This window comes from Kitasatospora sp. NPDC015120 (assembly GCF_043080305.1).
Taxonomy (GTDB): Bacteria; Actinomycetota; Actinomycetes; order Streptomycetales; family Streptomycetaceae; genus Kitasatospora.
On record NZ_JBIBVJ010000005.1, the window covers coordinates 106602 to 127474 of the forward strand.

Below are 20873 nucleotides of genomic sequence, written 5' to 3' on the forward strand. Positions count from 1 at the left end.
TCAGTGCCTGCCGCTCCTCGACGGCGGGGAGCGGCGGGTGTGACGGGGCCCCGTCGCCCGAAGCTAGCACGGGGCGGGGCGCGGGGGGTGATCACTCGGGGTCGCGATGGGGGGACCGTGCGTGAATGTCCGCCTTCGCGTCGGTGTGATCCGCGTCACGCCCTCCGGCTCAGCTCGGGCGGTTGCGCTCGTAGACCAGGCGCAGGCCGATCAGGGTCAGCCAGGGCTCGTGGACGTCGATCGAGCCCGCCTCGCCGAGGACCAGCGGCGCCAGGCCGCCGGTGGCGATCACCTGGACGTCGTCCGGGTCCTTGGCGAGCTCGCGGGCCATCCGGTCGACCAGGCCGTCGACCTGGCCCGCGAAGCCGTAGAGGATGCCGGACTGCATGCCCTCGACGGTGTTCTTGCCGATCACGTTGCGCGGGCGGGTCAGCTCGATCTTGCGCAGCAGGGCGCCGCGGTTGCCGAGCGCCTCGACCGAGATCTCGATGCCGGGGGCGATCGCGCCGCCGACGTAGTCGCCGCGGGCGTTGACCGCGTCGAAGGTGGTGGCGGTGCCGAAGTCGACCACGATGCACGGGCCGCCGTAGAGGTGGTTGGCGGCGAGCGCGTTGACGATGCGGTCGGCGCCGACCTCCTTGGGGTTGTCCATCAGGACGTGCACCCCCGTCTTCACCCCCGGCTCCACGATCACCGCGGGAACGTCGCCGTAGTAGCGGCGGGTCACCTCGCGGAACTCGTGGAGCACGGAGGGGACGGAGGAGCAGATCGCCAGGCCCTCGACCTTCGCGTCGGCGATCGCGGTGCGCGATCCCTGCGAGCCCATCAGGCCGTGCAGCAGCACCGCCAGTTCGTCCGCCGTGCGGCGCGGATCCGTGGAGATCCGCCAGGTCTCGACGACCTCTTCACCGCCGAACAGGCCGAGGGTGGTCTGGGTGTTGCCGACGTCGATGGTGAGCAGCATGGGGTGCTTTCTTCGTCGAGGGCCAGCGGACGGACGGACGGGCGGAGCGGACGAACGGGCGGAACGGATCAGGCGCGCAGGTCCAGGCCGATGTCCAGGATCGGCGAGGAGTGGGTCAGCGCGCCCACCGCCAGGAAGTCGACACCAGTCTGGGCGACCTCGCGCGCGGTGGCCAGGGTGAGTCCCCCGGAGGCCTCCAGCTTGGCCCGGCCGGCCACCAGGGCGACCGCCTCGACCAGCTGCGGCACGGTGAAGTTGTCCAGCAGGATCAGGTCGGCCCCGGCCTCCAGGACCGGCGCGATCTGCTCCAGGGTGTCGACCTCGACCTCGACCGGCAGCTCCGGGTAGGCGGCCCGGACGGCCCGGAACGCCTCGGCGACACCGCCGGCCGCGACCACGTGGTTGTCCTTGACCAGGGCGGCGTCCGACAGCGCCATCCGGTGGTTGGCGCCGCCGCCGCAGCGGACCGCGAACTTCTCCAGCGCCCGCAGGCCCGGGGTGGTCTTGCGGGTGTCGCGGACCACCGCGCCGGTGCCCTCCAGGGCGTCCGCCCAGGCACGGGTGGCGGTGGCGATGCCGGACAGGTGGCAGAGCAGGTTGAGCGCGCTGCGCTCGGCGGTCAGCAGGTCCCGGGTGCGGGAGCGGACCGAGAGCAGCACCTGGCCGGCCTCGACCCGGTCGCCGTCCTGGACGTGCCGCTCGACCTCGAACTCCTCCTCGCAGACCAGCGAGACGACGGCCTCGGCGATCCGCAGGCCGGCCACCACGCCCGCCTGACGGGCGGTGAAGTCGGCGGTGGCGACGGCGTCGGCCGGCACGGTCGCCACCGAGGTGACGTCCTCGCCGCCGGCGAGGTCCTCGGCCAGCGCCAGGGTGGCGATGTCCTCGACCTCGACCGGGTCCAGGCCGGCCTCCTCCAGCAGCTCGGCGAGCTGCGGGTCCAGGCCGGTCTCGTAGCCCTCGCCGTCCCCGCAGGCGCAGCCGTCGCCGCAGCCGCCGGCCAGCGGGAGCTCCTCGTGCTCGTGCTCGTGCTCGTGCAGGTGGGTCACGTCGGTCGCGTCGGTCATGGTGTTACTGCTCCTCGGGGGTGCTGACGGGGCCGCCGGAGGCGGTGAGGGTGGTGATCAGGTGGCGTCGCCCGCGCGCGTCGTCCCGCTCCGGGAAGTCCTCGCGCCAGTGGCAGCCGCGGGTCTCCTCGCGCTGCGCGGCGGCGGTGACCAGGGCGTCGGCGACCAGCAGCAGGTTGGCGGCCTCCCAGGTCTCCACCCGGGGGTCGGCCGGCTTCTGCTCGGCGGCGTCGGTGCGGGCGTCCTCGGCGAGCCGTGCCAGCCCCTGTGCGGTGGCGGCCATCGACGCGGCCGAGCGCAGGACGCCCGCGCCGCGCGACATCAGCCGCTGGATCTCGGCCCGCGCCTCGGGCGGGGGCAGCGGTACCGGGCGGGCGGCGCGGGCGGCGGCCACGTCGACGGTGCGCTCGGGCAGGTCGCCGGCCGTGTGCCGGGCGGTCAGGTCGGCGGCGATCCGCTCGGCGAAGACCAGTCCCTCCAGCAGCGAGTTGGAGGCCAGCCGGTTGGCGCCGTGCACGCCGGTGCAGGCGACCTCCCCGCAGGCGTACAGGCCGGGGACGGAGGTGCGGCCGTGGACGTCGGTGCGCACCCCGCCGGAGGCGTAGTGGGCGGCCGGGGCGATCGGGATCGGCTCGGTGACCGGGTCGATGCCGTGCGCCCGGCAGGACGCCAGGATGGTCGGGAAGCGCCGCTCCCACATCTCGGCGCCGAAGTGCCGTCCGTCCAGGTACATGTGGTCGGTGCCCCGGAGCTGCATCCGGCGGGTGATCGCCTTGGTGACGATGTCCCGCGGGGCGAGCTCGGCCAGCTCGTGCTGCCCGGCCATGAAGCGGACGCCGTCCGCGTCGACCAGGTGGGCGCCCTCGCCGCGGACCGCCTCGGAGATCAGCGGCTGCTGGCCGTGCGCCTCCGGGCCGAGCCAGAGCACGGTGGGGTGGAACTGGACGAACTCCAGGTCGGTGACCTCGGCGCCGGCCCGCAGCGCGAGCGCCACGCCGTCGCCGGTGGAGACCGGGGGGTTGGTGGTGGCCGAGAAGACCTGGCCCATGCCGCCGGTGGCGAGCACCACCGCGCGGGCCCGGACGGCGCCGACGCCGTCGCGCCGGCCCTCGCCCATCACGTGCAGGGTCAGTCCGGCGGCGTGCCCCTCGGCGTCGGTGAGCAGGTCGAGGACGAGGGCGTGCTCGATGAGCTCCACGCCGGGGTCCTGCCGGACGGCGGCGACCAGGGCCCGGGATATCTCGGCGCCGGTGGCGTCCCCGCCGGCGTGCGCGATCCGGTTGCGGTGGTGGCCGCCCTCGCGGGTGAGCAGGATCGTGCCGTCCTCGCCGCGGTCGAAGGCGGCGCCGACCGCGATCAGCCGGCGGACCGCGTCCGGGCCCTCGGTGACCAGGGTGCGGACGGCGTCCTCGTCGCAGACCCCGACGCCGGCGACCAGGGTGTCGGCGAGGTGCTGCTCGGGGGTGTCCCCCTCGCCCAGGGCGGCCGAGATGCCGCCCTGGGCCCAGCGGGTGGAGCCGTCGTCCAGCATCGCCTTGGTGACCACCAGGGCCCGCAGGCCGGCCTTGCGGACGTTGAGCGCGACGGTGAGCCCGGCCACGCCGGAGCCGACCACGACGACATCGGTGTCGGTGGTCCAGCCCGGCGCGGGGGCGGTGAGACGGTGCGTGACGGCGGACATGACGGTGACGGCTCCTTAGCGCGCGGCGGCGTCGACGGCGCCGCTGCCGCCACGGTACGCCGCGTCCCCGCGCAGCAGTCCGGTGCCCTCCCCGGGCTCGGCCGGGTCGCCGCCGGTGCCGGTGATCCGGTTGTGTTCGTCGACGAAGACGACCTTGGGGAGGTGACCCTTGGCCTCGGCGGTGTCCATCTGCCCGTAGGCGATCAGGATGACGAGGTCGCCGGGGTGGACCAGCCGGGCGGCGGCGCCGTTGATGCCGATGACGCCGGAGCCGCGCGGGCCGGCGATGGTGTACGTCTCCAGCCGGGCGCCGTTGTTGATGTCGACGATGTGGACCAGCTCGCCGGGGAGCAGGTCGGCGGCGTCGAGCAGGTCCTCGTCCACCGTGACCGAGCCGACGTAGTGCAGGTCGGCCTGGGTCACGGTGGCCCGGTGGATCTTGGACTTGAGCATGGTGCGGAGCATTGCGGGTCACGCCTCCTGTGAGTGCATGCCTGGGGAACTGCCTGCGGACGTACCGGGCGGTACTACCGGACGATGATGCGGACGTTGTCGATCAGGCGGGTCGTGCCCACCTTCGCGGCGACGGCCAGCACCGCCTCGCCCCGGAAGTCGTCCGGCGCTTCGGTGAAGTCGTGCGGATCGATCAGGGCGAGGTAGTCGAGGTCCACGCCCTCGGCGGCGTCCAGCACGGCCGAGGCGGCCTCGCGCACGGCCTTCGGGCCCTGCGCGGCCGCGTCCCGGCCGGCGAACAGCGCGCCGGACAGGGCGAGGGCGCGGGTGCGCTCCTCCGCCGAGAGGTAGCGGTTGCGGGAGGAGAGCGCCAGGCCGTCCTCCTCGCGGAGGGTCGGCACGCCGACCACCTCGACGTCGAAGTCGAGGTCGGCCACCATCCGGCGGACGATCGCCAGCTGCTGGGCGTCCTTCTCGCCGAAGAAGGCGAAGTCCGGGTCGGTGATGTGCAGCAGCTTGGCGACCACGGTCAGCACGCCGTCGAAGTGGCCGGGGCGGGTGGCGCCCTCGTAGCGCTCGCCCATCGGGCCGGCGGCCAGCCGCACCTGGGGCTCGCCGTTCGGGTAGACCTCGTCGACGGACGGCGCGAAGACCACGTCGGCGCCGTTGGCCTCGGCGAGCCGCACGTCCTCCTCCAGGTCGCGCGGGTAGCGCTCCAGGTCCTCGCCGGCGCCGAACTGCAGCGGGTTGACGAAGACGGTGACGGCGACCCGGCCGTCCCGGCCGACCTGCTTGCGGGCGGCGCGGATCAGCGAGGCGTGGCCCTCGTGCAGGGCGCCCATCGTCATCACGACCGCGTTGTCGACCGGCTGCTCGTCCGGCCAGAAGGCCGCCTCGAAGTCGTCGACGGTGTGGGTGACCACGGCCCGGTGGACCTTCGGGGCGCGCTGGGCCTTGCCCGGCTGCTTGCCGCGTGCCATTACTGCTTCTCCTCGTTCAGTACGTCCAGCAGTGCCGCCGCCGACGTCTCGTCGATCGTCCCGTGGGCCAGGGCCCGCTGGGCGGTGGCGCGGGCCATCGCCCGGTAGGCGGCCGGGATGTCCGGGGACACCGTACTGAGCTGCGCCAGGTGGCGCCGCACGGTGCCGGCGTCGCCCCGGGCGACCGGGCCGGTGAGGGCCGCGTCGCCGGAGCGCAGCGAGTTGTCCAGCGCGGCGCCCAGCAGCGGGCCGAGCATCCGGCCGGGCTCGGCGACGCCCGCCCCGCGCAGCAGCTCCATCGCCTGCGCGACCAGGGTGACCAGGTGGTTGGCGCCGTGCGCGAGGGCGGTGTGGTACTGCGGGCGGACGTCCTCCGGCACCCACTCGGGCTCGCCGCCCATCTCCACCACCAGCGCCTCGGCGACCGGGCGCAGTTCCCCGGGGGCGGTCACCCCGAACGGGCAGCCGGCCAGGCGGGCGAGGTCGACGGAGGTGCCGGTGAAGGTCATCGCCGGGTGCAGCGCCAGCGGCAGCGCACCGGCCCGGGTGGCGGGCTCCAGCACGGTCACGCCGTGCGCGCCCGAGGTGTGCACCAGCAGCTGGCCGGGGCGGACGGCGCCGGTCGCGGCGAGGCCGGCCACCAGGCCGGCCAGCGCGTCGTCGGGGACGGTGAGCAGGACGAGGTCGGCGGCGGCCAGCACCTGCGGCGGGGTGACGATCCGCACGCCCGGCAGCAGGGCCTCGGCGCGGCGCCGGGAGGCGGCGGAGACCCCGGAGGCGGCGACCACCTTGTGGCCGGCCAGCTGGAGGGCGGCGCCGAGCGCGGGGCCGACCCGGCCGGTGCCGACCACGCCCACGGCGAGGCGGGCGGGGCGGTTGCCGGGGTCGGCGGGGTCGTCGGGCAGGGCCGGATCGCCGTAGTCGGACTGACTCACGCACCCACCTCTGTCCAGGGCTTCCGTTCCGGTCCGCTCAACGGGTACCGGACGTACCGGCCCATTCTACGGGGGGCGGGACCGCGCCCGGACGGCCCCGAGCGGTGCCCGGGGCGGGCTCAGTCGGTGGCACCGGCGCGGATCAGGCCCGCCTCGTAGGCCAGGACCACCGCCTGGACGCGGTCGCGCAGGCCCAGCTTGGCCAGGATCCGTCCGACGTGGGTCTTCACGGTCGCCTCGGAGAGCACCAGCCGGGCCGCGATCTCCCCGTTCGACAGGCCCTGCGCGACCAGCAGGAACACCTCGCGCTCGCGCTCGGTGAGCGGGCCGAGGGTGTCCGTGCGGCCGGGGCCGCTCTGCGGGGTGGGCAGCACCTCGGCGAAGCGGTCGATCATGCGGCGGGTGGTGGTCGGCGCGACCACCGCGTCCCCGCCGTGGACGGCGCGGATCGCGGCCACCAGCTCGGTCGGCGGCACGTCCTTGAGCAGGAAGCCGCTGGCGCCGGCCTTGAGCGCGGCGAAGGCGTACTCGTCGAGGTCGAAGGTGGTGAGGATGAGTACATGCGGGGCGCCGGGCAGCGGGCTGCCGTCCTCGGCCAGGCAGATCTGCCGGGTGGCCTGCACGCCGTCCAGCCGCGGCATCCGGACGTCCATCAGGATCACGTCCACCGCGGTGTGCCGGAGCTTGTCCAGCGCCTGGGCGCCGTCCCCGGCCTCGGCGGCGATCTCGATGTCACCCTGCGACTGCAGGATCATCCGGAATCCGGTACGCAGCAGCTCCTGGTCGTCGACCAGCATCACGCGGATGGTCAAGGGTGGCTCCTAGCTCCTCGGGGGGAACGGCGGGGGTGCTGCGGGGGGCGACGGGGGTCGGAGGGCAGCGGCGGGCGGCCCGGGGCCGCGCTCAGTGGGCGGCCTTGAGCGGCAGCACGGCGCGGATCCGGAAGCCGCCGCCGGGACGCGGCCCGACGTCGAGGCTGCCGCTGACCATGCCGACCCGCTCGCGCATGCCGATCAGGCCGTGGCCCTGGCCGTCGGTGCCGCCGGCGGCCAGCTGTTCGTCGGTGCTGCCGCGCCCGTCGTCCTCGACCAGCACGGCCAGCTCGCGCTCGCCGAAGTCGACCGCGACCCGGGCGTGCACATCGGGTCCGCCGTGCTTGCGGACGTTGGTCAGCGCCTCCTGGACGATCCGGTAGACCGTCAGCTCGACGCCGCGCGGCAGCTCGCGCGGGTTGCCCGAGGTCGCGAAGTCCACCTGGAGACCGGCCGTGCGGACCTGGTCCAGCAGCTCCGGCAGCTCCTCGACGCCCGGCTGCGGCACGTACTCCTCGCCCTTGGTGTCGGAGGTGCGCAGCACGCCGAGCAGCCGGCGCATCTCGACCAGCGCCTGCCGGCCGGTGGAGGCGATGGTGCCCAGCGCCTCCTTCGCCTGCTGGGGCGAGTTGTCCAGCACGTACGCGGCGCCGTCGGCCTGGACGATCATCACCGAGACGTTGTGCGCGACCACGTCGTGCAGCTCGCGGGCGATCCGGGCCCGCTCGGCGGCGACCGCCACCTTGGCCTGGGCGTCGCGCTCGCGCTCCAGCCGGGCCGCGCGGTCCTCCAGCTCGATCAGGTAGGCCCGGCGGACCCGGGTGAGCCGCCCCCACGCCCAGCAGAGGATGAACGGGGTGGTCATCATCCCGCCGAAGAACAGCGCCTCGGGGACGGAGTACTCGACGTAGCTGATGTCGCCGTCGGGCAGCCGGGTGGCCTTCTGCGGGCGGATCTGCCAGAAGACCAGCGGGCCGGCCAGCAGTCCGGCGACCAGCGCCGCCCGGGACGTCCACGCGCGGCCGAACGCGGCGCCCGTGTAGGCGAACACCAGATAGGCGATGCTGGAGATCGCCGGGTTGACGTCGAGCGCCACCTGGGTGAGGCCGACCACGGTCGCGGCGGCCACCGTGAGGTCGGGGAAGCGGCGCCGGAAGACCATCAGCAGCGGCAGGACGACGGCGATGACGACCTGGACCACGGCGCGCCAGCCGTCGTTCTCGCTGCCGTTCTCCGGCAGCAGGCCGAGGACGAGCACCAGCGCGGCCCAGGCGGAGTCGACCACCATGGGGTGTCGGCGGAGCCACGCGTTGAGTCGATGCACGGATCAAGCGTAGGCAGGTGCGGTGTGTTCCCAGGTCCGCCGGGAGAGCGATCCGTCCTACTCCCTAGGTCGGAGAGGGGGGCGTACCGCTGCCGTACGGATTGGGCGGGTACGGACCGGGTGTGTAGCGTCCCGCCCCATGACCTGGATGCGGTGGGCGCCCGCGACGGAGCGCGCCCTCTACGGACCCGAGACCGGTTTCTACCGCAGGCCGGAGGGCCCCGCCGGGCACTTCCGCACCTCGGTGCACGCCTCGCCGCTGTTCGCCCGGGCGGTGGCCCGGCTGCTCCTTGAGGTGGACGCGGCACTCGGCCGTCCGGAGGAGCTGGCGTTCGTGGACGTCGGGGCCGGGCGGGGCGAGCTGGTCGCCGGGGTGCTGGCGCAGCTGCCGGAGGCGGTGGGGGAGCGGCTGCGGGTGTACGCGGTGGAGCTCGCCGACCGTCCGCCGCTGCCGCCCGCCGCTCCGTCCACAGGGCTGTGGACGGAGCGGCGGTGGGCCGCGGCGGTGTGGACGGACGCGGTGCCGCGCGGCGTCACCGGGCTGCTGTTCGCCAACGAGTGGCTGGACAACGTGCCGCTGGACACCGGCGAGGTCGGCGAGGACGGGCTGCTGCGCTACCTGGAGGTGGACACCGCGACCGGCGAGGAGCGGCTCGGCGCGCCGGTCGACGCCGCCGACGCCGCCTGGGCCGCGCGCTGGTGGCCGGCCGAACACCCCGGGGACTTCACCGAGTTCGGCACCCCCCGGGACGCCGCCTGGGCGCATGCGGTGGCCGGGCTGGAGCGCGGGCTCGCCGTCGCCGCCGACTACGGGCACACCGCCGACCGCCGCCCGCCGTTCCCCACCCGCACCGGCTTCCGGGCCGGCCGCGAGGTGGCGCCGGTGCCCGACGGCTCCTGCGACGTCACCGCGCACGTCGCACTGGACGCCGTCGCCGTCCCCGGTCTCCACAGCCTGTGGACGACGCAGCGGGAGGCGCTGCGGGCGCTCGGCGTCAGCGGCGCCAGGCCGGCGCTCGCCCTCGCCTCGACCGACCCGGCCGGCTACCTGCGGGCCCTCACCGGCGCCGGCGAGGGGGCGGAGCTCACCGACCCGGCCGGTCTCGGCGCGTTCGGCTGGCTCGCGCAGACCGTCCGCATGCCGGTACCGGCGAGCCTGGAGGCGCTGCCGGGATGGCAGACTCTGACCCCATGAGGGAGACCACGGTCGGCATCGGGGCGGGAGCCGAGAACTTCACGGGCGAGGCGGGCGCCACCGACATGGTGCTCAACATCGGCCCGCAGCACCCGGCCACCCACGGCGTGCTGCGGCTGCGGCTGGTGCTGGACGGCGAGCGCATCGTCGCCGCCGAGCCGGTGATCGGCTACATGCACCGGGGCGCCGAGAAGCTCTTCGAGGCCCGGGACTACCGGCAGATCATCATGCTGGCCAACCGGCACGACTGGCTGTCGGCGTTCTCCAACGAGCTGGGCGTGGTGCTCGGCGTCGAGCGGATGCTCGGCATGGAGGTGCCGGAGCGCGCGGTGTGGATCCGCACCCTGCTGGCCGAGCTGAACCGCGTCCTCAACCACCTGATGTTCCTCGGCTCCTACCCGCTGGAGCTGGGCGGGATCACCCCGATCTTCCACGCCTTCACCGGCCGCGAGGACCTCCAGCACGTGCTGGAGGAGGCCTCCGGCGGCCGGATGCACTACATGTTCAACCGGGTCGGCGGCCTGAAGGAGGACCTCCCGGCCGGCTGGCTCGGCCGGGTCCGCGCCGCCGTCGCCGTGGTCCGCTCCCAGCTGCCGGTCTTCGAGGAGCTGGTGCTGGGCAACGAGATCTTCCGCGCCCGCACCGCCGGGGTCGGCGTGCTCACGAAGGCGCAGGCCGAGGCGTACGGCGTCAGCGGCCCGATCGCCCGGGCCAGCGGCCTGGACTTCGACCTGCGCCGCGACGAGCCCTACCTCGCGTACGGCTCCGAGGAGCTGCGGCGGGTGCTCACCGTGGTCACCCGGGAGGAGGGCGACTGCCTGGCCCGCTTCGAGTGCCTGCTGGAGCAGACGGTCAACGCGCTGGACCTCGCCGACGCCTGCCTGGACCAGCTGGCCGAGCTCGCCCCCGGGCCGGTCAACCTGCGGCTGCCCAAGGTGCTCAAGGCCCCCGAGGGCAGCACCTACGCCTGGACGGAGAACCCGCTCGGCGTCAACGGCTACTACCTGGTGTCGCGCGGCGACAAGACGCCGTGGCGGCTCAAGCTGCGCTCGGCGTCGTTCAACAACATCCAGGCGCTCACCGAACTGCTGCCGGGGACGCTGGTCGCCGACATGGTGGCGATCCTGGGCTCGATGTTCTTCGTCGTCGGCGACATCGACAAGTGAGGACGGGCGAGGGGGCGGGCGGGGCCGCCCGCCCCCTCGGCGCTACGCGTCCTTCGGCCGCTTGGGCTTCTTCGCCGGGTCGGCCGGGTGCGGGGCCACCTTCCGGTCGCCCTTGGTGGCGATCCGCTCCTCGCAGAGCCCGGCCAGCACCCGGTACGCGGCCGGGCCCATCAGCTCGGTGAGCTCCGGGCGGTAGCTGACGTAGACCGGGTCGGCGCCCTGGTGGGCGTCCGGGCTGCCGGTGCACCACCAGTGCAGGTCGTGGCCGCCCGGGCCCCAGCCGCGCCGGTCGTACTCGCCGATGGTGACCTGGAGGTAGCGGGTGTCGTCCGGGCGGTCGATCCAGTCGTAGGTGCGGCGCACCGGCAGCTGCCAGCAGACGTCCGGCTTGGTCTCCAGCGGCTCGCGGCCCTCCTTGAGCGCGAGCGCGTGCAGGGCGCAGCCCGCGCCGCCGGCGAAGCCGGGGCTGTTCACGAAGATGCAGGCGCCGTTGACCCGCCGGGTCTGGCGGTCGCCGTCCTCGTCGAGCATGGTGATGCCGCCGTCGGTCCTGATCCGGCCCTTGGCGTCGGTGCCGTGCGCGTGGTTCTCCCACAGCTCGGGGGTCAGCCGGGCCGCGTGGCCGGTGACGCGCTTCTCGTCGTCCTCGTCCGAGTAGTGCGCGCCCAGGGTGCAGCAGCCGTCGGACTCGCCCCGGCCCTCGCGGATGCCCTGGCAGCCCTGGCCGAAGATGCACGACCAGCGGGAGGTCAGCCAGGTCAGGTCGCAGCGGAAGACCTGCTCCTCGTCGTCCGGGTCGGTGAACTCGACCCAGGCACGCGGGAAGTCGAGCGGGACCTCGGGGCGGAGCTCGGAGCGGAGGACCGGCATCGCGAGGTCGACGGCGGCCGGGGCGCCGGCCTTCCGCTTGGCCTTCTTGCCCGGGGAGGTGCTGCCGCTGTGCTGGGACGTGTCTGCTGCTGCCACTCGGCAAGGGTAGAGCCTTCGCGCGGCGGCGAACCGACCGTGGCCGCCGGGTCCACGACGAGTTCACCGCCCGGCGCCCGGCCGCGGCGGGTGCGGGGCCGCGGTGAAGGCGGGGTGAAGGGCCCGTCGGCGCACGCCGGGCGGGGGCGGGGGCGGCCCTAGGATGGCTGCCGGTCCAGCACACGGGGAGGTCCGCGATGGCCGGCGGCAGCAGCGAGTTCGTCATCAAGCCGTGGGAACTGCACGGCGAGGGTCGGGAGTTCGAGCGGATCTCGGCGGACTTCGGGAAGGCCGCCACCGCCCTGGAGCAGGGGCTCGCCGCCCTCGGCAGCCCGTGGGGCGCGGACGCCCCGGGCAGCGGGTTCGCCGCCGCCTACCGGGAGGCGCACGGCGCGCTGGTGGGCGGGCTGCGCGGGCTGGCCGGGCGGCTCGGGGCGGTCGGCACGGGCCTGCACGGCATGGCCGAGCGGACCGCCGACGCCGACACCTCGGTGGCGAGCGGCTTCGCCGGCGGTGCGCCGGGCGGGCGCGGCACCGGCAAGGACCGGCCGGCCTGACGCCGGCGGCGGACGCGCGCACCGTTCGGGGCCCGGCGCGCGTCCTTCCCCCGGGGCGGAGCACCGCCCGGTCGCGCAGGGCCTGTCCGTCGAAGGGGGAGACACGTGTCCCGGAAACTGCCCGAGGAACTCGTCCCGGTGCTGGCCCGGACCGGCCACCGGTGGCCGCTGGCCGACGAGGAGGGGCTGCGCAGGGCGGCCGGGCTCTGGCGCGAGTTCGGCACCGAGGCGGACCGGCTGGCCAGGCGCGGCGGTGACGCCGTGCGGCGCGTCACCGGGGACAACTCCGGCCGGGCCGTCGAGGCCTTCGCCGCCTACTGGCAGGCGTTCCGCGGCGGCGGCAAGGGGCACCTGGACGACGCGCACTCCGCCGCCGGGCTGGTCGCCGGCGCCTTCGACGCGGCCGCCCGCGCCGTCGACTCCGCCAAGGCCGACATCATCGCCGCCCTGCGGGAGCTGGCCGCCGAACTGAAGCAGGCCGAGGAGGCGGTGGCCCGGGCGGCCGCGTCGAAGGCGCCGGCCACGCCGGGTCCGGGCCCGGGCGGAGTGTTCGACGCGGTGCGGCAGAGCGTCGACGCGGCCGCCGAACGGACGGCGCGGGCGGTGGCGGCCGCCGCCGTCGAGGCCGCCGGGCTGAGGATCGGCGGACTGCTCGACGAACTCGGCCGGGCGATGAAGGACGGCCTGGGCGCCGCGCTGCGGGAGCCGGCCGTGGTCGCGCTGCTGCGGCTGGCGCCGCCCGGCGCCGACGGTGTGCGGGCGGCCGGGTACCCGGGCGGCGTCGCCGGGGCCTTCGACCCGGTGGCCGCCGGACTGCCCGCGGTGCTCGGCGAGCCGGGGGTGCTCGGCGGCCCCGGCGGGACGGGGCTGGCCGTGGTGCTCGGGCAGGACGGCCGGCCGGTGGTGGGCGTGCCCGGGCTGGCCGTGAAGCTGGACGGGGCCGGGCGGCCGGTGCTGGACGAGCACGGCGACCCGGTCATCCTGCGGGCCGACGGCACCCCGGTGGCGGACGCCGGGGGCCTGGTCGTCGTGCCCGGGGCGGACGGCCGTCCGGTGGTCGGGGTGGAGGACCTGGCCGTGAAGCTGGACGCGCACGGGCAGCCGGTGCTGGGCAAGGACGGGCAGCCGGTGCTGACCGGACAGGACGGCCGGGAGATCACGGGCGTGCCGCTGGCGGGCTCGCCGTCGGGGCCGCTGCCCGGGCCGCCGCCCGGACCGGGGGAGGGGGACGGGCGGCACGGCCACGGCGCCGGTGGTCCGGGGGCTGAGGGCGGCGCGGACGGCGACGGCCAGGGGCACCGGGCCGGCGGGGGCGGGCCGGTGACGGCGGTGGCGGCCGGGGTGGACGCGGTGCCCGGGGCCGGGGCCCCGGGGGCGTTCGGCGGCGGTCGGGGCGACGAGGACGGGGTGAGCGGTCCCGGTCCGGGCGGGCACGGGCCCCGGCCGGGGCCGGCGGGCTCCGCGGACGCTCCGGCCGGCGGGTCCGGGGCCGGAGGTCCTTCCGGCGGCGGTGGCGGTGGCGGCGGGGACCGGACTGCGGCCGGGTCCGGGCCGACCCCCGTCCACCACGCCGACGGGGGCGGGGGAGCGGGCGGCGGCGGCTCGGCCGGGCACCCGCGCGCGGCCGACGGCGACTACCTGCTGCCGCCGGCCGCCGCGCCCTCGCCCCCGTCCCCGTCCCCGCCGAGTCCGTTGCCCGGCGGGGGCGGCGGGGGGCACGCCGCGGGTCCGGTCACCGTGCGGACCGACTCGGTGCTCGCGCCACCCGCGCCCCCGCCCGTCACCGGCCACGACCTCGCGGCCCCGGTGCCCGCCCCCGCGCCCGCGCCGGCTCCGGCGGCGGGCGGCTGGACGGCCGCGCCGCACCTCACCGCCCACCCCGGCTCCTACGCCGCGCCGTTCACCGCGCCGCCGGGCGCCGGTGGCGGCGGTGCGGTCGGGCCCGGACCGCTGGCCGCGGGCGCGGGCCCGGCGGCGGCGCCGGGAGCGTCCGGTGCGCACGGCCCGGCCCCGTTCGGCAGCGGGATCGGCGCGGGCGCCCCGGCGGCCCCGCCGCCACCCGCCTCCCCGGCGCCCGGATCCGCCCCCGCCTCCCCGGCTGCCCCGGCCCCGCGCGCCGGGGCCGGGGCCGGGCCGGGGGCGGCCCACCCGGCCGTCCTGCCGGTGCCGCTGCCGGTGCCTCCGCCCCCGGCGGTCCCGCCGTCGATCGGGCCGGGCGCGGGTGCGGCGCCCGCGCCTGCTCCCGCACCCGTGCCCGCCCCCGGAACCGGCCCCGCTCCCGTGCCCGGGCGGTCCGACGACCACCCGGACGGCCACCACCCGCACCGCCGCCGGGCGGACGCGGCGTCCGCCGACGGCCAGTCCGCGCTCGCCTGGGGCGCGGTGCCGGTGGCCACCGCGCACGCGACCGCCCTGCACCTGGCCATGCGCGCGCTGCGCGGGGACGGCGTGGCGGGCGGGCCCGTCGTCCGGCTGCGGACCATCGCGGACAGCCGCCCGACCGGCCTGCCCGGCGGGCTCGGCCCGGTCGACCCGGAGCACCAGCGCGAGATCGAACGCCGGGCCCCCCGGGACGCCGACGGCCTGCCGGCGCGTCACCCCGATCCGGGCGAGGGCGGCTGGACCGAGGTGGTCAACGACGGCGGCTACCGCGAACCCGGGCGGGCCAACAACAGCCTGGAGATCGCCCTCTGTGCCGTCGACACCTTCACCGGCCGGCCGACCTGCGCCGCCCCGCGGATCCCCACCGAGGGGGACGCGGGCGAGCGCGGCGGCCGCGACCGCGCCGAGCGCGAACTCGGCGCGCCGTTCCGCGACCTCGGCGACGGCGACCGGGCCTTCGCCCGCCTCGCGGGCGAACTGCGCCGGGCCGGCCACGGCGCCCAGGCCGTGCTGCTCACCCTGGACGCCTTCGGCCGCCCGCACGCCTGGAACGCGGTGAACCACCGGGACACCGTGACCTACCTCGACCACCAGGCGGGCCGCCGGGGCCCGGCCCCCCTCCACCCGGCCGACCACGGTCTGTGGGCCATCGCCCTCGCCCCCGAGGGCCGCCCCCTGGACCTCCTCGCCCCCGCCCCCTGACCGGGGGACGGTCCCCGGCCGCGGGGTCGGACGCGGACCGGTCCACAGAATCGGCGCAAGGGACGAGCAGTGAGCGAGTGGAGGTGGCCGCGGTGGCGGTGACGAGGGCGGCGGCGATCGAGGCGGCGCATCGGTGGATCAACGGGGACCTGCCGGCGGCGGGCGCCCGGCGGGTCCGGTCGCACGAGTTCGAGCTGGGCTGGGTGGTCTGGGCCGAGCCCCCGCCGGTCGGGGTGGACCCGCTGACCGGGGAACGGCGCGCACCCGAGGAGATCGGGGCGGCCTGCGCCGTGGTGGACCGGGCGGACGGCCGGTTCACCGTCTGGCCGTCCGTCCCGGTGCCCGACGTGGTCCGGCTCTACCGGGACTTCGTCGGCGCGGGCGGGTACGACCCGGCCCGGCCGCCCGCGACCGGTCGCGGCACCCGCGCCGAACTGACCTACCGTGACCCGGGCGGCGAGCGCCGGGTGCTGGCCCTGCGCTCGGCGCCGGGCCTCGCGCACCCGGCGCTGCGCGGCTGGTGGTGGCTGCGCGAGCAGGGCGTCCGGCCCGAGGACGTGCTCGCCGTCCGCACCGACCTGCGGCTGAGCGCCCTGCCGGGCGGCTACTGGGCGCACGCGCTGGCGGCCGAACTGCCCGGCGTGCGGCTGGAGTCCGACCTGCCGTACGGCCCGCGCTTCGACCACCGGGCGGCGGCCGTGCGCGCGCTGCCGCAGGAGGAGGGGGACGGTCCGGCCCGCAACCGGGTGCCGTTCCCGCGCGCCGTCCCGCGGCCGCCCGCCGAGGCCGGGCACGCGCTGGCGGAGCGGCTGACGGCCCGCTTCGGGCCGGACGGCGTCCGCCGGTTCGCCCCGGCGGACCTTGCCCGCGCCGGCCTGCTGGCCGAGGACGCCCGGGTGCTGCTGACGGTCGGCGTGCCGACGCGCGTCGACGGCTACTTCGCCCTGCACGACCCGCGCCCGGAGCCGGTCGTCGGCGGCGCGGCCCACGACGGCGCCCGCCCGCGGACCGTGCTCCCGCCGGTCGCCGACCACCTGGCGGCGGTGGGCCGCGGTACCCGGGTGGCCGAGCGGGAGCGCCGGGCGCTGGCCCCGCAGGTGGTGCTCGGCACGGACGGCTGGGCGCTGATCACCCTGGACACCGCCTGCGGCGCCGTGCGCGCCGTCGACCCCGACCACGCCACGGCCCGCCACTGCAACGCCTCGCCGGCCGCCTTCGTGAGCTCCCTCGACGTCTTCGCCGGCCGGCTGCCCGGTCTGCGCGGGCTCGGCCCGCAGGCCGCCGGGGCGGCCGTCGCCGAACTGCAGGACGCCCTCGCGGCGGTGGACCCGGAGGTCTTCGCCGACCCGGAGAACTGGTGGGCGGTGATCGTCGAGCAGCTGTGGGACGGCCTGCTCTGACCGGCCCGCCCGCCGGGCCGTCCGGGTGAACGACGGAACAACGCCGTCCGAATACTGTTCGAACGGTGCCGCCGGACCGGCCCCCGGCCGCCCCGCGGAGCCGCGATCAGTGCCCGGACCAGCAGAAACAGCGGCACGGCCGGTCTCCTCCGGCCCGGGATCGCGTAGCGTGGAGAGTTATGCGACTCGGTGTTCTCGACGTAGGTTCCAACACGGTCCACTTCCTCGTGGTGGACGCCCATCCGGGCGCCGCCCCCCTGCCCGCCTACTCCCACAAGGCCGAGCTGCGGCTCGCCGAACTCCTCGACGAGCAGGGTGCGATCAGTGAGACCGGCGTCGAGCGGCTGATCGGCATGGTCGCCTCCTCGCTGCGGGTCGCCGAGGACAAGGGCGTGGTCGACATACTGCCCTTCGCGACCTCCGCCGTGCGCGAGGCCGCCAACGGCGAGGCGGTGCTGCGCCGGGTCGCCGAGGAGACCGGCGTCGAGCTGCGGGTGCTCTCCGGTCAGGACGAGGCCCGGCTGACCTTCCTGGCGGTCCGTCGCTGGTTCGGCTGGTCCTCCGGCCGGCTGCTCAACCTCGACATCGGCGGCGGCTCGCTGGAGATCGCCTGCGGCCTGGACGAGCAGCCGGACGCCGCCTGCTCGCTGCCGCTCGGCGCCGGCCGGCTGACCGCCCGCTGGCTGCCCGGCGACGTCGCCGACCCCGAGCAGCTGCGCGGGCTCCGGCGGCACATCCGCGCCGAGATCGCCACCGTCGTCGGCGAGATCTCCCGGCTCGGCGCCCCGGACCACGCGGTCGCCACCTCCAAGACCTTCAAGCAGCTCGCCCGGATGACCGGAGCCGCCCCGGCCGACGCCGGCCCGTACGCGGACCGCCGGCTCACCCGCAGCAACCTCGCCGCCTGGCTGCCCCGGCTCTCCGCGATGACCGTCGCCGAGCGGGCGCAGATCCCCGGCGTCTCCGAGGGGCGCGCCAAGCAGCTGCTGGCGGGCGCGCTGGTCGCCGACGCCGCGATGGACCTCTTCGGGCTCGACGAGCTGGACGTCTGTCCCTGGGCGCTGCGCGAGGGCATCATCCTGCGCCGTCTGGACGCCATGGACAACGCCGCCGACCGCCGCCGGCCCGCCCTCACTCCCTGAGGCCGCCCGCTGACCGACGGCGTCCGGGGCGGCCGGGCGGGCACCGGCCCGCTCCCCGTTCCGGGCGCCGTCCGCTTACGCTGTCTCCCGTGGCGCACCCAGCGGACGAGGACGGAACGCGGGAGGGCCGCGCTCCCGAGGACGGGCAGCCGCGGCCGGACACCCCGCGCCGCGCCGAGCCGGACGGGCCGGCCCGCCCGGCCGACCGGGCCGCCCCCGCCGCCGGGCCCGCCCGCCCCCGCAAGCTCGGCAAGGCCGCCCGGGAGGCCGCCGGCGGGGTCGCCGAGAAGGCGGCCCGCAAGGCCGCCACCCGGTCGGCGGGAAAGCCGGCGCGGAAGGCGGCAGGAAAGTCGGCAGGAAAGTCGTCGGAAGAGCCCGCGGCAGAGGCGGCGGGCAGGGCGGCCGGAGGGCCGGCCGCCGCCGAGGCCCCCGCCGCCCAGCCCGCCCGCAGCACCCGCACCGCCCGGGCGGCCGGCGCCGCCAAGGCCGCCGTCCAGTCGGTGAAGTCCGTCAAGGCCGCCCGTCAGGCCGCCGCCCGGCCCCCGCTGCTGCGCACCACCGACCGCCTGGTGCTGCCCGCGCACCCCACCCTGCACATCCCGGAGACCAAGGTCGCCCTCTCCACCGCCTCGGTCTACCCGGCCAACACCGCGATCGCCTTCGAGCTCGCCGCCAAGCTCGGCTACGACGGGGTCGAGGTCATGGTCTGGAACGACCCGGTCAGCCAGGACATCGAGGCGCTGCGCCGGCTCTCCGACGTCCACGGCATGCCGATCCTCGCCGTGCACGCGCCGTGCCTGCTGATCACCCAGCGGGTGTGGACCACCGACCCGTGGACCAAGCTGGTCCGCGCCCGGGCGGCAGCCGAGAAGCTCGGCGCGAGCGCGGTCGTCGTCCACCCGCCGTTCCGCTGGCAGCGCCAGTACGCCCGGGAGTTCGTCGAGGGCATCCACCGGATGGCGGGGGAGAGCGACGTCCGGTTCGCCGTCGAGAACATGTACCCGTGGCGCTACAAGGACCGCGAGGTGCTGGCCTACGCGCCGGGCTGGGACGTCACCGACGAGGAGTACCGGCACTTCACCATTGACCTCTCGCACGTCGCCACCTCGCGGGTCGACGCCTTCGCGATGGTCGACCGGATGGGGGACCGGCTCGCCCACGTCCACCTGGCGGACGGCTCGGGCTCCGGCAAGGACGAGCACCTCATCCCCGGCCGGGGCAAGCAGCCCTGCGCCGAGCTGCTGGAACACCTCGCCCGGACCGGGTTCGACGGTCACGTGGTGCTGGAGGTCAACACCCGCCGGGCCGCGTCGCCCGCCGAACGCGAGGCCGACCTCGCCGAGGCGCTCGCCTTCACCCGTCTGCACCTGGCCACCCCCGCGCGCGTACGCTGACAGCACACGAACTGCCGGACTCAGGGGGAGACATGGCGGACCGGAACGGGAACGGAAGCGACTTCCGCGGGCTCGCGGAGTCGTTCGGTGGGGTGGCGGCGGAGTACGACCGGGCGCGGCCGTCGTATCCGCAGGAGTTGTTCGACGAGGTGGAGCGGCTTTCCGGGCGGGGTCTGCGGGGGGCGCGGGTGCTGGATGTGGGGGCGGGTACCGGGATCTCGACCCGGTTGCTGGCCGCGCGGGGGGCCGAGGTGGTGGGGGTGGAGCCGAGTGCGGGGATGGCGGCGCAGTTCCTGGCGTCCGGTCCGGGGCTGGCGCTGGTGCGGGGCAGTGGTGACGATCTGCCCTTCCACGACGACTCGGTGGACTTCGTCACCTATGCCCAGGCCTTTCACTGGACCGATCCCGGGCGTTCCGTGCCGGAGGCGGTCCGGGTGCTGCGGCCCGGCGGGGCCCTCGCCGTCTGGTGGAACGTGAAGGACAGCGGCGTCACCTGGGTGCGGGCGATGGGCGAGCGGCTCGCCGCCGCGCTGCCCGCCACGTACCACCACTACAGCGCCACCAAGGAGATCGCCTCCCACCTCGCCCCGTACGGGCTGCGGTCGGGGAAGTCCGTGCTGCACTGGGAGCGCCGGGTCACCGTCGACCACCTGATCACCGACCTCTCCTCGCGCTCCTACCTCGCCGCGCTCACCCCGGAACAGCGCGGGCCGCTGCTGGCCGTCGAGCGCGAGGCCCTGCTGGCGGAGTTCCCGGACGGCTGGGTGGTCGAGCCGTACGTGCTGGACCTCACGGTGGCCCTGACCCCGGCCTGACCGCCCGCGTACGCTGACCTCCGACGTGAACGGCCGTGCCGGGGAGGGAACATGACGGACGGGCAGGAGTTCCGCACGCTCGCGGAGTCGTTCGGTGGGGTGGCGGCGGAGTACGACCGGGCGCGGCCGTCGTATCCGCAGGAGTTGTTCGACGAGGTGGAGCGGCTTTCCGGGCGGGGTCTGCGGGGGGCGCGGGTGCTGGATGTGGGGGCGGGTACCGGGATCTCGACCCGGTTGCTGGCCGCGCGGGGGGCCGAGGTGGTGGGGGTGGAGCCGAGTGCGGGGATGGCGGCGCAGTTCCTGGCGTCCGGTCCGGGGCTGGCGCTGGTGCGGGGCAGTGGTGACGATCTGCCCTTCCACGACGACTCGGTGGACTTCGTCACCTATGCCCAGGCCTTTCACTGGACCGATCCCGGGCGTTCCGTGCCGGAGGCGGTCCGGGTGCTGCGGCCCGGCGGGGCCCTCGCCGCCTGGTGGAACGTGATGGACCAGGAGGAGCCCTGGGTCCGGGCCGCCGGCGACCGGGAACGCGCGCTGCTGCCCGGGGCGGTGCGCCAGTTCGACGAACTGGAGACGGCCGGCGAGCAGTGGCGCCGCCTCGGTCTGGAGCCCGTCGCCACCGTGCTCCGCTGGGAGCGCCGGACCACCGTCGACGACCTGGTCACCGACCTCTCCTCGCGCTCCTACGTCGCCGTCCTCGACGCGGACCGGCGCCGAGCGGTGCTGGAGGGCGAGCGCGAGGCGCTCCGGGCCGAGTTCCCGGACGGCCGGATCACCGTGCCGTACCTCCTCGACCTGACCCTGGCGGTCGTCCCCGGTTGACCGCATCGCGGACGCGGCGTCCGCCGCCGGGACGGCGGGCGTAGGCTCGACGGACACAGTGGCCCCGCACCCTCCGAACGACCGGGGCCGCCAGCCAGCCTCCGAAGGAGTGGAGC

Annotated in this window: 18 protein-coding genes; 9 read left to right on the plus strand and 9 right to left on the minus strand. The window is 76.3% G+C overall.

Annotated elements, in window-relative coordinates; all coding sequences use genetic code 11:
* Window positions 1-169: 169 nt before the first annotated feature.
* The 8 genes from ACF1AK_RS14625 to ACF1AK_RS14660 all read right to left on the minus strand — a co-directional run bounded on the left by ACF1AK_RS14625 (window position 170) and on the right by ACF1AK_RS14660 (window position 8180).
* Window positions 170-964, minus strand: coding sequence for a type III pantothenate kinase (locus tag ACF1AK_RS14625; protein WP_391499155.1), 795 nt, complete (start codon window positions 962-964; stop codon window positions 170-172).
* 68 nt (window positions 965-1032) lie between these two features.
* Complete coding sequence (gene nadC / locus ACF1AK_RS14630) at window positions 1033-2031, minus strand: carboxylating nicotinate-nucleotide diphosphorylase (RefSeq protein WP_391499156.1); 999 nt, start codon at window positions 2029-2031, stop codon at window positions 1033-1035.
* Between the two features lie 4 nt (window positions 2032-2035).
* Window positions 2036-3712, minus strand: a complete 1677-nt coding sequence (locus ACF1AK_RS14635; RefSeq protein WP_391499157.1) for an L-aspartate oxidase — start codon at window positions 3710-3712, stop codon at window positions 2036-2038.
* A gap of 15 nt (window positions 3713-3727) precedes the next feature.
* Window positions 3728-4177 carry an aspartate 1-decarboxylase gene (gene panD, locus ACF1AK_RS14640; protein ID WP_391499158.1) on the minus strand — a complete coding sequence of 150 codons (450 nt, stop codon included), beginning with the start codon at window positions 4175-4177 and terminating at the stop codon, window positions 3728-3730.
* A gap of 62 nt (window positions 4178-4239) precedes the next feature.
* Window positions 4240-5145, minus strand: a complete 906-nt coding sequence (gene panC, locus ACF1AK_RS14645; RefSeq protein ID WP_391499159.1) for a pantoate--beta-alanine ligase — start codon at window positions 5143-5145, stop codon at window positions 4240-4242.
* Window positions 5145-6080 carry a Rossmann-like and DUF2520 domain-containing protein gene (locus ACF1AK_RS14650; protein ID WP_391499160.1) on the minus strand — a complete coding sequence of 312 codons (936 nt, stop codon included), beginning with the start codon at window positions 6078-6080 and terminating at the stop codon, window positions 5145-5147. Before ACF1AK_RS14650 ends, panC begins: the two co-directional genes overlap by 1 nt.
* A 119-nt stretch (window positions 6081-6199) precedes the next feature.
* Window positions 6200-6892, minus strand: coding sequence for a response regulator (locus ACF1AK_RS14655; RefSeq protein ID WP_391499161.1), 693 nt, complete (start codon window positions 6890-6892; stop codon window positions 6200-6202).
* Between the two features lie 91 nt (window positions 6893-6983).
* Entirely contained in the window at window positions 6984-8180 is a 1197-nt protein-coding gene (locus tag ACF1AK_RS14660; protein ID WP_391499454.1) for a sensor histidine kinase, read from the minus strand.
* Window positions 8181-8355: 175 nt separating this feature from the next.
* On the opposite strand from ACF1AK_RS14660, the gene ACF1AK_RS14665 reads away from it, so the two are divergent.
* Window positions 8356-9411: an SAM-dependent methyltransferase gene (locus ACF1AK_RS14665; protein ID WP_391499162.1), complete on the plus strand. Its 1056-nt coding sequence runs from the start codon at window positions 8356-8358 to the stop codon at window positions 9409-9411.
* Window positions 9408-10577, plus strand: coding sequence for an NADH-quinone oxidoreductase subunit D (locus ACF1AK_RS14670; protein ID WP_391499163.1), 1170 nt, complete (start codon window positions 9408-9410; stop codon window positions 10575-10577). The genes ACF1AK_RS14665 and ACF1AK_RS14670 overlap by 4 nt, the downstream gene beginning before the upstream one ends.
* 42 nt (window positions 10578-10619) lie before the next feature.
* Here ACF1AK_RS14670 and ACF1AK_RS14675 read toward each other — a convergent pair whose 3' ends face one another.
* Complete coding sequence (locus ACF1AK_RS14675; protein ID WP_391499455.1) at window positions 10620-11447, minus strand: hypothetical protein; 828 nt, start codon at window positions 11445-11447, stop codon at window positions 10620-10622.
* Between the two features lie 293 nt (window positions 11448-11740).
* On the opposite strand from ACF1AK_RS14675, the gene ACF1AK_RS14680 reads away from it, so the two are divergent.
* The 7 genes from ACF1AK_RS14680 (at window position 11741) to ACF1AK_RS14710 (ending at window position 20757) form a co-directional block, all read left to right on the plus strand.
* Window positions 11741-12100 (plus strand): WXG100 family type VII secretion target, encoded by a 360-nt coding sequence (locus tag ACF1AK_RS14680; RefSeq protein WP_391499164.1) that lies wholly within the window; start codon window positions 11741-11743, stop codon window positions 12098-12100.
* Window positions 12101-12205: 105 nt separating this feature from the next.
* Window positions 12206-15184 (plus strand): toxin glutamine deamidase domain-containing protein, encoded by a 2979-nt coding sequence (locus tag ACF1AK_RS14685; RefSeq protein ID WP_391499165.1) that lies wholly within the window; start codon window positions 12206-12208, stop codon window positions 15182-15184.
* A 92-nt stretch (window positions 15185-15276) separates the two neighbouring features.
* Window positions 15277-16584 (plus strand): SUKH-4 family immunity protein, encoded by a 1308-nt coding sequence (locus ACF1AK_RS14690; RefSeq protein ID WP_391499166.1) that lies wholly within the window; start codon window positions 15277-15279, stop codon window positions 16582-16584.
* A gap of 179 nt (window positions 16585-16763) precedes the next feature.
* A complete protein-coding gene (locus tag ACF1AK_RS14695) occupies window positions 16764-17726 on the plus strand; it encodes a Ppx/GppA family phosphatase (RefSeq protein WP_391499167.1) in 963 nt (320 codons plus the stop codon).
* Between the two features lie 566 nt (window positions 17727-18292).
* The gene (locus ACF1AK_RS14700) at window positions 18293-19120 is read left to right on the plus strand and encodes a sugar phosphate isomerase/epimerase family protein (protein ID WP_391499456.1); all 828 of its coding nucleotides are present in this window, start codon (window positions 18293-18295) and stop codon (window positions 19118-19120) included.
* Window positions 19121-19152: 32 nt separating this feature from the next.
* A complete protein-coding gene (locus ACF1AK_RS14705; RefSeq protein WP_391499168.1) occupies window positions 19153-19935 on the plus strand; it encodes a class I SAM-dependent methyltransferase in 783 nt (260 codons plus the stop codon).
* Window positions 19936-19986: 51 nt separating this feature from the next.
* Entirely contained in the window at window positions 19987-20757 is a 771-nt protein-coding gene (locus tag ACF1AK_RS14710; protein WP_391499169.1) for a class I SAM-dependent methyltransferase, read from the plus strand.
* Window positions 20758-20873: the final 116 nt, after the last annotated feature.